Source organism: Desulfocastanea catecholica (genome assembly GCF_054657295.1).
The window spans coordinates 41,515-55,334 of sequence record NZ_BAAHYZ010000009.1 but is presented as its reverse complement, the minus strand read 5'-3'; the positions used below and the strand labels follow the sequence as shown (position 1 = coordinate 55,334).

General features: G+C 52.9%; 9 protein-coding genes and 1 riboswitch. Of the genes, 2 read left to right on the top strand and 7 right to left on the bottom strand.

Annotated elements, in window-relative coordinates:
* Nucleotides 1–81 precede the first annotated feature (81 nt).
* The 5 genes from ACYQ8U_RS10060 to ACYQ8U_RS10040 all read right to left on the bottom strand — a co-directional run bounded on the left by ACYQ8U_RS10060 (nt 82) and on the right by ACYQ8U_RS10040 (nt 5,966).
* Nucleotides 82–648, bottom strand: a complete 567-nt coding sequence (locus tag ACYQ8U_RS10060) for an HDIG domain-containing metalloprotein (protein ID WP_459945407.1) — start codon at nt 646–648, stop codon at nt 82–84.
* Between the two features lie 48 nt (nt 649–696).
* A complete protein-coding gene (gene trpS / locus ACYQ8U_RS10055) occupies nt 697–1,662 on the bottom strand; it encodes a tryptophan--tRNA ligase (protein ID WP_459945406.1) in 966 nt (321 codons plus the stop codon).
* Between the two features lie 158 nt (nt 1,663–1,820).
* On the bottom strand, nt 1,821–3,728 hold the full coding sequence (gene dnaK / locus ACYQ8U_RS10050; protein ID WP_459945405.1) for a molecular chaperone DnaK: 1,908 nt from the start codon (nt 3,726–3,728) through the stop codon (nt 1,821–1,823).
* 154 nt (nt 3,729–3,882) lie between these two features.
* Nucleotides 3,883–4,506: a nucleotide exchange factor GrpE gene (gene grpE, locus ACYQ8U_RS10045; RefSeq protein WP_459945404.1), complete on the bottom strand. Its 624-nt coding sequence runs from the start codon at nt 4,504–4,506 to the stop codon at nt 3,883–3,885.
* A gap of 164 nt (nt 4,507–4,670) precedes the next feature.
* On the bottom strand, nt 4,671–5,966 hold the full coding sequence (locus ACYQ8U_RS10040; protein WP_459945516.1) for a sigma-54-dependent transcriptional regulator: 1,296 nt from the start codon (nt 5,964–5,966) through the stop codon (nt 4,671–4,673).
* Between the two features lie 148 nt (nt 5,967–6,114).
* Between ACYQ8U_RS10040 and ACYQ8U_RS10035 the strand changes: the two genes are divergently transcribed.
* A complete protein-coding gene (locus ACYQ8U_RS10035) occupies nt 6,115–6,603 on the top strand; it encodes an asparaginase domain-containing protein (protein WP_459945403.1) in 489 nt (162 codons plus the stop codon).
* Between the two features lie 61 nt (nt 6,604–6,664).
* On the opposite strand, the gene ACYQ8U_RS10030 is transcribed toward ACYQ8U_RS10035, so the two are convergent.
* Both ACYQ8U_RS10030 and ACYQ8U_RS10025 read right to left on the bottom strand, forming a co-directional pair.
* On the bottom strand, nt 6,665–10,450 hold the full coding sequence (locus tag ACYQ8U_RS10030; protein ID WP_459945402.1) for a translocation/assembly module TamB domain-containing protein: 3,786 nt from the start codon (nt 10,448–10,450) through the stop codon (nt 6,665–6,667).
* Nucleotides 10,447–12,234: an autotransporter assembly complex protein TamA gene (locus tag ACYQ8U_RS10025; protein ID WP_459945401.1), complete on the bottom strand. Its 1,788-nt coding sequence runs from the start codon at nt 12,232–12,234 to the stop codon at nt 10,447–10,449. The genes ACYQ8U_RS10030 and ACYQ8U_RS10025 overlap by 4 nt, the downstream gene beginning before the upstream one ends.
* Before the next feature lie 58 nt (nt 12,235–12,292).
* Between ACYQ8U_RS10025 and rlmD the strand changes: the two genes are divergently transcribed.
* Entirely contained in the window at nt 12,293–13,639 is a 1,347-nt protein-coding gene (rlmD, locus tag ACYQ8U_RS10020) for a 23S rRNA (uracil(1939)-C(5))-methyltransferase RlmD (RefSeq protein ID WP_459945400.1), read from the top strand.
* A 64-nt stretch (nt 13,640–13,703) separates the two neighbouring features.
* Nucleotides 13,704–13,812, top strand: a riboswitch (TPP riboswitch).
* The last annotated feature ends 8 nt before the right edge of the window (nt 13,813–13,820 follow it).

Sequence of the window (13,820 nt, the reverse complement as noted above, 5' to 3'; positions counted from 1 at the left end):
TTGTGAAAATTAAAAGGGGGGTAGCGGAAATTTTGTTCCGTTACCCCTTTTGTCATTAACCGAGTTTCTTCAGTTCTCCATTCAAAGCCCGATTTCTTCAGAAATTGCCTGCATGGCGCAAAGGCTTAATTCGCAAAACTCGGCCAGCGGAATGCCCGCCTGTTCACACTCAGCGATAACCTCACGGTCAGCCCCTCGGGCAAAGGCCTTTTCCTTATAGCGTTTTTTTATCGATTTGGCTTTTACCGCAGCCAGTTGTTTGGCCGGATTGACGAGGGCTGCGGCAATGATCAAGCCGGTAACGGTCTCCCCGGCGGCAAGGGCATGATGAAAGACGGTGGTGCGCTGCTCCCCGGGCCAGGCAGTGGGGTTATGCAGACGTATGGCCTCAATGATCTCCGGATCAAGCCCCTTGTCTTTCAGGATGGCCACCGTCTCGGAGGTATGGGTGGCCAGATCGGGGTGGCTTTCGGTATCCAGGTCGTGGAGCAGGCCGGCAAGACCCCACTTGTCCTGGTCCTCCCCGAGCCGCTCGGCCATGGCCCGGAGCACCGCCTCGGCGGCCAGTGAATGATTGACAAGGTTCTGATTTTTCAAATGCGTACGGACAAGTTCCAGTCCCTCTTCCCGGGTCAGGCCATAGGTCATGCTCTTTCCTCCAATGAAAGTTCCAATGCAGCAGCAATATGAAAAAAATCAATACTTCAAACCAACGCGGTCGCGGACAACATCCAGGGTGACAACCGCCTTCTCCCGGGCCTTTTCGGCGCCCTTTGCCAGGATAGCCCGCAACATCGCCGGGTCGGACAGATACTGCTGTTTCTTCTTTCTCGCCTCACCAAATTTATCGTTGAGCAAATCCAGCAGTTCAAGCTTCAGATAGCCGTAGGCGGCCCCACCGTTGACATAGAGATCATGAATTTCCTGCATCCGGGCAGGTGCGGCAAACAGTTGCATGATCTTAAACAGGTTGCAGCTGTCCGGATTTTTTGGCTCCTCGACCGGTGTGGCATCGGTTTCGATAGCCATAACCCGCTTTTTCAACTGCTTCCCCTCGAGAAAAATAGGGATGGTATTGCCATAGGACTTGGACATTTTCTGACCATCTATGCCGGGTATGGTCGCCAATGTCTCACTGATTGCCGGCTCCGGCACGACAAAAGTCTCGCCGTAGTGATTATTGAATTTAATGGCCAGATCGCGGGCAACTTCCAGATGCTGTTTCTGGTCTTTGCCAACCGGTACCTGCTCCGCCTGATAGAGCAGAATGTCGGCGGCCATCAGCACCGGATAGGAAAAAAGCCCGTGAGTGGCAGTAATTCCTTTGGCCACCTTATCTTTATAGGAATGGCAACGCTCGATAAGTCCCATCGGGGCGAGAGTCGAGAGGACCCACGTCAACTCACACACCTCCGGTACATCGGACTGCACCCAAAAGATACATTTGTCAGGATCAAGGCCCAGAGCCAGAAAATCGGCGGCGGCTTCGAGGGTTCCGGTGGCAAGTTTTGCACTGTCGTGCACGGAAGTAAGGGCGTGGAGATCGACAATAAACACATACAGTTCATCGCTCTCCATATGAGAAATCATGGTTTGCATCATACCGAAGTAATTGCCGATATGCAGCTGACCGGAAGGTTGAATACCTGATAATATTTTCATGACTGACTGCCTTTTGTCTGTTGATTTAATGCATAAGAAAAATTCTGAATTGTTTCCCGTTGACCAATAATGACGGCCGATATCATACCTTAAAGCACAAAAAAAAGGGAGGAGGGAAAATATTTTCCCCTCCTCCCTTTTTTTAAAAGTGTTACCGGTTACTTCACTTCTTCGAAGTCGGCATCGACAACATCATCATCGTCTTTCTTCTTGCCACCGCCACTGGCATCGGCACCGGCTGCTGCGTCGGGATTCTCCTGCGCCGCCTTGGCGTACATCAATTCGGCCAGTTTATGAGAGGCCTGGGTCAAAGCCTCAACCGCGGCTTTGATGGCATCTATGTCATCACCGTCTTTTACCTGTTTGACATTGTCGATCTCTTTTTGCACGTTGGCCTTGGTTTCAGCATCAACTTTGTCGGCGAGATCTTTCAGGCTTTTTTCGGTAGCATGCACTAAGGCATCGGCTGAGTTACGCGTCTCGACAAGCTCTTTGCGCTTCCTGTCTTCATCGGCATGCAGCTCCGCATCCTTGGTCATTCTTTCAATCTCTTCCTTGGTCAGGCCGGAAGAAGCGGTAATTTTGATCGACTGATGTTTTCCGGTTCCCAGATCCTTCGCCGCGACACTGAGAATTCCGTTGGCGTCAAGATCAAAGGTAACCTCGATTTGCGGCACCCCACGCGGGGCGGGTGGAATATCAGTCAATTCAAAACGCCCGATGGTCTTATTGTCCTGGGCCATTTCCCGCTCGCCCTGGAGAACATGAATGGAAACCGCCGGCTGATTATCCGCAGCCGTCGAGAAGATCTGACTCTTTTTGGTCGGCACCGTGGTATTTTTTTCGATCAGTTTGGTGGTTACTCCACCGAGGGTCTCTATACCCAGGGAAAGCGGCGTAACATCGAGCAGCAGAACATCTTTGACATCACCCCGCAGCACACCGCCCTGAATTGCCGCACCAATAGCCACGACCTCATCGGGGTTCACCCCTTTGTGCGGTTCTTTGCCGAATATTTCTTTAACTTTTTCCTGAACTTTCGGCATACGGGTCATACCGCCAACAAGAATAACCTCATCAATATCGGATGCGGAAAGGCCTGCATCTTTTAGCGCGGTCTTGCAGGGTCCAACAACACGCTCAATCAGATCCTCGACCAGATTTTCAAGTTTGGCACGGCTCAGCTTTAAATTGAGGTGTTTCGGACCGGAGGCATCGGCAGTAATAAACGGCAGATTAATATCGGTCTCCTTGGTCGTGGAGAGCTCCATTTTTGCTTTTTCAGCCTCTTCTTTCAAACGCTGCAGTGCCATTTTATCAGATCTGAGGTCAATGCCCTGCTGCCGTTTGAACTCATCGGCCAGCCAGTTGACGATCCGCATATCAAAATCTTCGCCGCCGAGAAAAGTATCGCCGTGGGTCGATTTTACTTCAAAGACACCGTCACCGATCTCCAGAATGGAAATATCAAAGGTACCTCCACCAAGGTCAAAAACGGCGATTTTTTCCTCACCTTTCTTGTCGAGACCGTAGGCAAGCGATGCTGCCGTCGGCTCGTTGATAATGCGCAAAACATTGAGTCCGGCAATCTTTCCTGCATCTTTGGTGGCTTGGCGCTGTGAATCGTTGAAATAAGCGGGAACGGTAACAACCGCATCGGTTACTTCTTCGCCCAGGTACTCTTCCGCGGTCTGCTTCATCTTGGTCAGAATCATCGCCGAAATTTCCGCCGGCCGATACACCGTGCCATCAACGTTTACGGCTACGCTGCCATTGCTGCCCTCAACAATCTTAAACGGACTGATTTCGATGGAACGCTTCACCTCAACGTCAGAAAATTTTCGTCCGATAAGACGTTTTATCGCATACAGCGTCCGTGTTGGATTCGTTACCGCCTGACGTTTGGCAACCTGCCCAACTAATCGTTCATTGTTATCAGTGAAGGCAACAACGGATGGAGTTGTTCTGTTTCCTTCAACGTTGGTAATTACCTTTGGTTCGCCCCCTTCCATAATTGCCACACATGAGTTGGTGGTACCCAGGTCAATTCCAATAATCTTACCCATCTTCTCTCTCCTTAAATCATTCTCAGCGGATTATCTATCCGTTCATCATTCTTTAAACGTTCTGTTAATTGCTCTACCCATGGTAGTGGCAACCTCTTCTAAAGTTGTCATCTTCCCTTATTTGTCAAGAGATTGACACTGTTTTCAGTATTGCTTACCCTTCGGTTTTTTCATCTTTTTTTCCTGAAGAGACAACAACTTTGGCGGCTCGCAGCAGCCGGTCCTTGTAGGAGTATCCCTTCTCAAATTCGGTGAGGACATGATTAGCCGGTACGCTGTCACTTTCGGCCATCGTCATTGCGTCCTGATGCTTGGGATCAAACGGCTTGCCGACAGTCTCTATCGACTTTACCTCAAACTTTTCCAACGTGGCAACGAGGCTCTTCAGTGTCAGCTGAACACCTTCGAGCAAGGCAGCCAGATTCTTCTCGGCAGGAACACCGTCAACTCCTCCCTGCGCAAGAGCACGCTCCAGGTTGTCAATCACCGGCAGGATCTCCTTAAAGATTGTCTCCCCAGCATATTTGAGGCTCGCTAATCGTTCACGCTCCATCCGTTTCTTAAAATTTTCGTTTTCTGCAGCCGCACGCAGCATTTTATCGCGAAGATCGGCTATTTCTTGCTTCGCGTCAGCGAGTTCTTTTTCCAGGTCCCGCTCCACCTCTTCCCCCTGCTCTTCTATTTCAATGGTTTCCTCGGGGGTTGTGGAACCGCTTTCAACCTCAACAGCAACTTCAGCGTCCTCCTGAAGCTCTTCGTTTCGTTTCTCTTCGCTCACCCATTTCCTCCCTTTGTCAGCAAATTTCAATTCTCGCACCGGGTCTTAGTGACTTTCGCTTCATGACACACAGACCACGCCATATTCAAACTTGTGCCAACAATAAGTAGCTGGTTTTTCCTTGTCAAGTAACGCCGAATCATTAATAAACCGCTATCATACCATTACGACTCTTCATATCTGTTCAACTTGCTCTGCAGCGTTTTCCGAGTGATCCCCAGCCTCCTTGAGGCCTCACTCTTGTTGCCCGCAGTGTCGATGAGGGTTTTGAGGATAAGCTGTTTCTCGGCATCAAAAAGAGAGACGGGCTCGGGTGCCTCCAGCGCATCATGGCCGGGAAGTTTTTTTTGTATGGACAGCGGCAGGCTTCTTTCCGTCAATTCAGTGCCACGCATCAGAATGATCCCCCTTTCGACGGCATTTTCCAGCTCCCTGACATTACCCGGCCAGTTGTACCTGGAAAGCAATTCCATGCATTCGGAGGTTATCCCGTCGAGAACCCGCCGGTTTTTCTCGGCGAATTTACCGGCAAAATATTCCACCAGCTGGGGAATATCCTCTCGCCGGTCCCGAAGAGGCGGCACGGTCAGCATGACCACGTTCAGTCGATAATAGAGATCCTCACGGAACCTGTTTTCCGCCACTTCTTTTTCGAGGTTTCTGTTGGTCGCGGCGATGATGCGAACGTCCACCTTGATCGTCTCTTCTCCACCGACACGTTGCAGCTCCTGTTCCTGCAGTACCCGCAGCAATTTGACCTGCATGGCCTGCGAAGTCTCGCCGATCTCATCGAGAAACAACGTCCCGCCGTCGGCCTGGACAAACTTTCCTTCCCGCTTTTTTTCCGCCCCGGTAAAGGCGCCTTTTTCATGGCCGAAAAGCTCAGACTCCAGGAGACCTTCAACAAGCGCTGCACAATTTACCTTGATAAAAGGTTCTTTTCTCCGCTCGCTGTTCGCGTGCAGTGCCTCGGCGACAAGTTCCTTGCCTGTCCCTGACTCGCCATAGATCAGCACCGTCGCCTCGGTCGGTGCGACATAACTGACCATCTCGAGTAATTCGAGCATTGGCGGAGAACTGCCGATAATCGCCGTTTCCAGCTTTGGGCTGCCGGGTTCCACCTGCTGTTTCTTGCTGCTCACCTGATGATGATCGACCGCACGCAAGAGGGCCAGGCGCAGGCGGTCGAAATCAAGCGGCTTGGTGAGATAGTCATGTGCCCCTTGCTGGATAACCTCGACTGCATCATCAACGGAAGAATACGCGGTCATGATGATCACCGGCAGACTGGGCTGCATGGCCTGAATGCGACTGAAGGCCTCGCGTCCATCCATCCTGGCCATGCGAACATCCATCAACACCGCGTCGTAGTGGTGTTTTTCGACAGCGGCCACCGCCGTGCTACCGTCGTCGGCCTCAACACAACGCCAGCCCCATTCCTGCAGCATTGAGCAAAGCATATACCGATGTACCTGGTCGTCATCGACTACCAGAATCGTTACCGGATCTTTTTTCACCGCCACCGTGCTCCTCCTTTATAGAAAAAAGCTGCTTGTTGCACTTTCATAAGGTATAGTCGTCTTTGTTCATCTTTCTCTGGAAATACATATGCCTGACATTTCAATAATCGCCGTTGGCGGCACCATCGACAAGGTTTATTTCGATGCCAAAAGCGAGTATGAGGTGGGGCCGCCAAACATCGAAAAAGTGTTGTCGGAACTCAACCTTTCTATAAGCTACAGCGTCAATTCTCTGATGAGAAAAGACAGCCTTGACCTCACTGCCCTGGACCGGGCCCTGATTGCTGAAACGGTGGCCAAAGACCCATGTGACCAAATCCTCATTACCCATGGAACGGACACCATGGTGGAAACTGCCAGGGCACTGACCAACATCGGTAAAAAAACCATCGTTCTCACCGGTGCGCTGGAACCCGCCCTTTTTAAAACCAGCGATGCGGTATTTAATATAGGCTGCGCTCTCGGTGCCGTCCAATCCTTGCCTCCCGGTGTCTATATTGCCATGAACGGCAAGGTCTTTGCTGCCGACAAGGTGTGCAAAAACCTTGAAAAGAACAGATTTGAAACCACCGGATAGAAAGATCACCGCACCACTCGGAACTTTTTGTCGACGCAGTCGAATCGAGACCATTTGCCGCCTACCTTTCAAAGGTATACAGGAGATCTGCGCCGGTTGCTTCTGAAGAACTTTTCGTTTCCACCGAGAATCCATGAGTGAGATCGTATCGCACCCGAAACTGACCGAGCTGGTTGAATACATTCAGATCATAGCCAATATAAAGATTCTTGGTGACCTTTTTGCCGATGACCAGTGACACGTTTTCCTTTGAACTGCTGCCCTCGAGATGTAAATCATCAAGCATCAAGAGGTTGCCGATCCCCTGCACAAAGTCCAGGCTGCCTTTCACTCCCAGGGTCACTGCTGCCGCCTCGAGAAGACTCCCTTCCGTCGGGGTGGAACTGGCGAAGGAATGACCAACGATCATGAGCGACAGAATCTCCGCGTCCTCCATAAAGGGATTGGAAAAGAGACGGTACTGCAGGTCCTGAGCCAGGCCGCTGATGTCCACCCCGACAGTATATCCTTTTCCCCGTGCCTCCTCATCACTGACCTTGATCTGTGCTCTGACGTCAACACCGGGATTATCGATGGGTCCACCGCTGAACAGCATTCGCCCCCGCATAATTTTCAGGGTCCGACCGTAAAGAACAAAGTTTCCCTCGATAAGATCAAGGTCGCCCCTTCCGGCGAAAGAATCGTCCGGAGTAGTGTAGACCCGCAGATCGCCGTCCAGTCGACCGGTCAAACCATAGCCATCGATACGTACGTCGTCGCCCAGTCGGACTTTGATATCCAGGGTAAAGGGTAAACCATCCAGCCGTTCTTCCCTGGTGCCGCTGACGAGAATGACATCCTCGGAGGCACTGATCGAATCTCTCATCTCATGCGGCGCTATCAGTCCATGAGGCACGTCGATCGTCCCTTTTATCTCGGCTTTATCGTTGCTGAAAGTCAACAGCACCTCGGGATTGACTCGAAAAGCATACTCCGGAAGGTTGACCAAAAGAAAGTTGCTGCCCTTGATGGTCAATACACCTTCGAACCCCTGATCCCCATAGAGCAGTGTGCCGACGGCCGTCACCTGTCCCGGGCCCGACGTTGCTCTGGCGGTGACCTGGGCCGTCTCTTCCCCCGCGGCAACGGACAAGACGATATTTTCCAGGGTAATACCCTGATAGGGGAGATTTATGCTTCCATCCCGAAGAGTTATTGCCCCATAGAGTTTCGGTTGGCCTACCGTTCCTGCCAGGGTTAATGCATTGTTTATCTTTCCTGTCGGTTCGACACCGTAACCGGTTAAGACTCTGAGCATGTCGAGGTCAAATTCTTTCAACTCCAGGTCACCACGCAAAGGCAGAGAGAGTATCGGCACGGAAAAATCACCGGCACCTTCGACCTCTGCGGCCAGGACAAGCTGACTGCCGTTGCGCATGCGGAGGTTAAAATCTGCCTGCAAAACGCCATCGGTCAACTCCAGGGCCAGCACGGAATCATCAAAATGAAACGAAGCCGGCTCGCTCTCCTCGACCTCCACCGATATATCGGCTGTCGGTACTCTGAACTCGGCCTTGGCGGAGATTACCCGGTGACTGTTGCCTTTGGCGGCAATCTCCGCATGGACGTTTCCGTTTACCGGGACAGGGATCAGTTCCAGCTGCTCGAGCCAATTCAGCGGTACCGAGGAAAGCTTGCCCTGCATTGCCCATTGTCCTTCTTTTTCCAGCTGGACATCGCCATCGAGACAAACTTCGCTCTCACCGTTTTTCAGGCAGAACCTTTTCAGCGAAACGCCATCCCTGCCAGCCGTCATCGCTGCTTTTTCTTCCTGGCGCCAGACACCGAACTCGCCGGCTGCCCATTGAAAATGAGACAGTTCTCCCTGCCAGGCTTGCCGATAACTTCCACTGGCCCTGAACGCCAACTTCCCCTTGGCCGTGGATCCTTCGACGACAATGTGATGCCTGGCCAGGCTACCGTCCAGTTCAATGCGACCTTTATCAATAAAAAAGCCACCCAGGGACATGCCCTCGCCGAAAAACGACCCAGTCAGCTGCCCATCGCCTGTCAACATGGTCTCGATCTCTCCCTGCACCCGATCAAGACTGTATTCCCGGTAGCGCAGCCCGGTGCCCTGAAGGTCTGCATCCAGATGGGGCGCATTGCGGCTGCCCTGCAGGCTGCCCCGAACAAGTAAGCTTCCTTTACTCTCCGGGAGAAGGGTGCCGATATCCGGGGAAGAGAGTGAAAAATCGACGGCCAGACTCTCTCCAGCCCGCCCATTGACTGCCAGCTCCGAGGGCCCGATCCGCAGCGCCAGCCCGGTTGTATTGAGGGTATCGCCTACGAGGCTGATCTTGCCGCCGCCCGAGAGTACATTGCCGCGCAGCGTACCGGACACGTTGTCTATGTGAAGCGAGGCCTCCAGCCCACCATCTGCCAGTTTACCCTCGGTTTTCACACTCCCATTGACGCTTCCGGGAAATTCTTCATACAGCCAGGACGGGTCAAATTGATCTAGGCGGATTTCTGCCGACCAGTGCGGCTCGTCAGCCCAGGAGAACAAACCATTTTCAATGGAAGCGAGGCCCGCGACCTCACCGCTTCGAAGGGTCAACCCATCGGTATGCACCTCGGTTTCCGTAAGGAAGACATTGCCGCTTGCCGCGACCTGATGATCACGCAATACACCATCCAGCTCAGCAATTTCAAAAGAGGCGACAACGCCATGTTCCGTAACATTTCCCTTACTCACCAGCATTGCGTTGAGTCGGCCCTGCAACTCCTCGCTGATAACCGAAGGATCAAATCCTTTGAACAAAAACCGCCCTTCCCAGGAAAAAATATCCGCCCAGGAAATTTTTCCACCAGAAACCTCGGCCGAGCTCTCTGAGCTGTCAATGCGCAGTGACTGAAAATCAATACCCAGAAAATCGCCGGCAAGATCGCTGACCAGGTGCATCCCGTCAAGCGTATCCCAGCGTCCTTCGGCCTGCACATGGCCCCGGTAATTGTCGAAATTGCCGGTAAAAGCTGCTTTTACCGTGGCCAGTTCGATCTTTGGACAGTCCTCGATAAGAGCCGACAAATCGACATTATTCGCCTCAAGCTGCGCTGTCCACTGAGGCTGTTGCAGAAGATTGACCAGATCTGCCTTGACGCGGATATCGCCGGGACTCTGTATGTCAAGCTCAACATGCGGGTCACTGAGCGGGCCGGTTGCCGACAAGATGCCGGCCATCGGATGAAACCCAAAACCAGCCAGATGCCATTTGCCCAGCAAATCCAAAGACCAGTTGCTGCCAACGTCGATATTCCCGTGCAGCGCCAAGCCGATGTCCGGGCCATGCAACTCAAATGTTTTGACGGCTAAGCGACCCGCATTGCCCTCGAGGCCGGCCAGAAGCCTGTCAACGCTGAACCGCTCGGTTCCATCACTGTCTCTTACGGTTAGCTTGTTCACGACAAGGCCGTCTACCAGAACAGCAACAGGCAGCAAAACTCGGGGCAGCTGGACAACAGCATTGTCTGGTGCGTCAGCCGGGTCGTCTTTTAAAACGATGTCCACCCCAGTCGCAACGATCTTGACAATATTAAGCTCGGCCCTGAGCAGGCTGCCCGGTCGCCAGGAGGTTTCCAACCGATCCACCCCAATATCCGCACTGCTACTTGCTAATCTAAGGTTGGTCAAAGACCAGTTTCCGGACAGCCTGCCCTCGGCCTGTCCAATAAAAACCTTGCCGGCGGTAAATCGATTGATACCTTTTTGCATGGCTAGCAGACCGGATTCCGTAGTGAAAATGAACACGAAACACGCCGACAGAAGCAAAAGAAGGGAGACGAGGAAGAAGGCGGTTCGTTTCACAAATCTCCTCCGACGGTGAGATGAATGCGAAGAGGACTGCCATCCTCGGACAGGCCGGAGGCCAGATCCAGTCGTATCTGCCCAAAAGGCAGACGAAAGCGAACTCCTGCCCCCACTCCCTGCCTGAATTCGAGAGACAGATCGTCAGTTGCATTTCCTACGTCCCAGAAACCGGCAAGACTCCAGTTTTCCGCGACAACACGCTCCAGTTCAATACTCCCGACCACCAGATACCGGCCACCGATGACCGCACCGGACGAATCCTTCGTCCCTATGGACTTATAGCTGTAGCCACGGATGGTGTTGTCACCACCGGTATAAAAACGCAATGATGGCGGCAGGGAATCAATAGAATCAACGACGGTCGCGCCAAGCGAACCTCTGCCTATCACCCGCCAGGCTTTCATCGGTGAGATGATCGCCTTGCTGCTGATCATCGCCTGAAGAAAGTTGACATCGGAGACCAACCCTTTCACACCACCAAGAAAACCCACCGATACCTGCAAGCCTCTTTTGGTATACAGCACATCATCGGCCCAAACCATACCGGCTTTTGCCGAGGGAACCAACAGTGTCGAGTCGCCGCTGGTATTGCCCACGTCGTACACCTCGTCGCGCAGTTCCAGACCGCCACTGAGATTAAAACGCGGCCCGGAATATTCGTGAGCGACCGCCGCAGTAAGAAGTTGCGTGTCTGTGTCATCCCATTGTTTATCCTGGTAGCCGAGACTATATACCAGCTTGTTATAGCGGGGATCGGACTGCGGAATATCGTAGCGCAGCGAGACAATATTTTCGAGTTCGGACAGCTGGAAGCCGGCACTGGCTTTATGCCCCCGGGAATTATACAGCCGGTTAGACCAGTCCACTTTCCCCCTGATACCGGTATCAGTGGCATAGCCTAGACCCAGGGTGTATTTATTGAGATGTGCCGGAGCAGTCAGATCAATATCCACCGGGACACGGAAATCGACGATCTGGTCGGTATGCCCCCGCACCACCACCCGGCTGAAGTAGTCGGTCCGGTAAAGAATAGACTGCAGTTCGAAAAGTTTTGCCGGATTATACGGATCACCCGATGTATACGGCAGGTATCGATTGAGCAGGTCCGGGTCGAGGATCTGCTGGTTGCTGGTCGTTGCACCAAAGAGATACTGGCGACCGCTGTCCAGAACCAGCCGGACAGCGGCAGTATTGGTCTCGTGGTTTATGCGCAGGGCCCGCTCGGTAAAAACCGCATCGAGAAAACCCTCGCTGAGCGCAAGGTAGACCAGTTTCTTTTTCCCCTGCTCATAGGACTCCTGATCAAGAATTTCGCCGACCTTAACCGGAAACGTGGTAATGGCCCGCAAAAGCTGCGCATTATTTTGCCCTTGCCCGGTCACCTGCAGCACGACCTCCCGGACAATCACCGGTGGCCCTTTGTCAATTGTGTACTCGGCCTGAAAGCTATCGCCGTCCTTTTTCAAACTGCTGCTGATCATCGGATTATAATAGCCGAACGGGGCAAGGGCAGCGCCGATATCCTTTTCCGCCTGTCGATGCAGTCGCCTGACAGCAATCGGCGTTAATCGTTCACTGCCTTTCTGCAGATTGATGGCCAGACGGGCCATGACATTTTCATACAGGGGCCCGCTCACTCCTGTTACAGTAACATCAAGGGTGACTGTGGCCGAAACCGTCGTTGCACCAAGCAGCAGCAAGGCGCAGAGAAAGAATAGTATTCGACAAGACAGGGATGGTAGATTATGACAAGGGAGCAATTCAGAATCGAATCGTCGCATATGCCGCGTCCGTTTCAAGTGCATACATGCTCAACCTTGCCTGGTGGCAACATAAAAGATGGAACCGAAAACAATACACATAGAAAAGATAGTCAACGGAGGTTACGGTTTCGCCCGCCTTGCCACGGGACAGGTAACTCTCGTTCGGCAGGTGTTGCCGAACGAGACAGTCATAATAACCACAGAAGAAGCGAAAAAAAACCATCTTTTTGGCAAAGTACAGCAAATCCTTGAAGAGCATCCGGCCAGAATCTCCCCACCCTGTCGATATTACGGCCAGTGCGGCGGGTGTGACCTGCAGCATTGCAACTATGCAACCCAGCTGGTTATAAAAAAAGACATCGTTGCCGATCTTCTTCGCCGCCAGAGCGAGGAAGCAGTCCGTTCAGCGATTGACCTCCTCGCCTCTCCCCTCCCATCCCCCGCACCATTTGCCTACCGGCAGCGCATCCGTCTGCAGGTAGGTGACCGTGGCCTGGTCGGTTTCCACCGCTTTCGCTCGCATGAGATTATCCCCATTGAGTGCTGCCTGCTGGCCGGAGCATCGATCAACAAAATCATCACCGTCCTGCAAAAGCATGATGACGGGCGCCGGCTGTGCGAGCTGTCAACGGAGGTAGAGCTGCAGGAGAACCCCCTGACCGGAAAAACTGTCTGTATCTTTCATTTCAGAAGAAAAGTTCGACCTGCCGATGTGCAATCGGCTAAGCGCCTGTGCACCGATGACGACGAAGTGGAGCGAGTTTTTTTTATCGGCACGGATTTTCCGATCACCGGTCCGTATTGGGATAATCGGACAAAGGACCGTGATTATACGGACAACACCTTCACCGTACAGTATCCGCCAGGCACCGCAACCCAGCAGCCCGTCGAACTTTCCTGGGAAGTTGGCGGATTCTGTCAGGTCAATCTGGCCCAGAACAGACATCTCATCAACACCGTTGTTGATCTCTGCCAGCTCACAAAGAGCGACACGGTGCTTGATCTCTACTGCGGCATGGGCAATTTCTCCATCCCCCTGGCCAGGGGGGCTAAGGAAGTTTTCGGTATTGAGGGCCAGGCTTCGGCCATCCGCAGCGCGGAAAAGAATGCAGCCCATGCCGGCCTGACCAATTGCCGTTTTCTGAAAAGTTCGGCGGACCGCGCGTGCCTGGAGCTTGCCGAACAAGGGCGGTGGTTCGACTGTGTCGTCATCGATCCCCCCCGGCAGGGCATACCCGGCCTGGCCGATCGGCTGGCGGCAGTCACCACCAGATGCCTGGTCTATATTTCCTGCGATCCATCCACCCTGTGTCGGGACCTCGGCGAACTGACCAGCGAAGGTTTTACCATCAGCAAAATCCAGCCTGTCGACATGTTTCCCCAGACCCACCATATCGAAACCGTGGTTCTTTTGCAGAAATAACCCGGGTCGCTGTCATTTATGAGGGAGTAGTTGCAAAGCGCTGCAAGATAGCCTATCTTAAGGCAAGTGACGCGGGAGCTCGGTACAACCGGGCTGAGAGGGGTTTCAACAATAACCCGACCGCCTGACCTGATCCGGATAATGCCGGTGGAGGGAACAGTGCGACATCTCTAGCCGTCTC

What these genes read in the sequence shown, in the direction of transcription:
- ACYQ8U_RS10035 (WP_459945403.1), top strand. Translation starts at nt 6,115, where the DNA reads ATGCCTGACATTTCAATAATCGCCGTTGGCGGCACCATCGACAAGGTT.
- rlmD (WP_459945400.1), top strand. Translation starts at nt 12,293, where the DNA reads ATGGAACCGAAAACAATACACATAGAAAAGATAGTCAACGGAGGTTAC.
- ACYQ8U_RS10060 (WP_459945407.1), bottom strand. Translation starts at nt 648, where the DNA reads ATGACCTATGGCCTGACCCGGGAAGAGGGACTGGAACTTGTCCGTACG.
- ACYQ8U_RS10025 (WP_459945401.1), bottom strand. Translation starts at nt 12,234, where the DNA reads ATGCGACGATTCGATTCTGAATTGCTCCCTTGTCATAATCTACCATCC.
- trpS (WP_459945406.1), bottom strand. Translation starts at nt 1,662, where the DNA reads ATGAAAATATTATCAGGTATTCAACCTTCCGGTCAGCTGCATATCGGC.
- ACYQ8U_RS10040 (WP_459945516.1), bottom strand. Translation starts at nt 5,966, where the DNA reads ATGCTTTGCTCAATGCTGCAGGAATGGGGCTGGCGTTGTGTTGAGGCC.
- dnaK (WP_459945405.1), bottom strand. Translation starts at nt 3,728, where the DNA reads ATGGGTAAGATTATTGGAATTGACCTGGGTACCACCAACTCATGTGTG.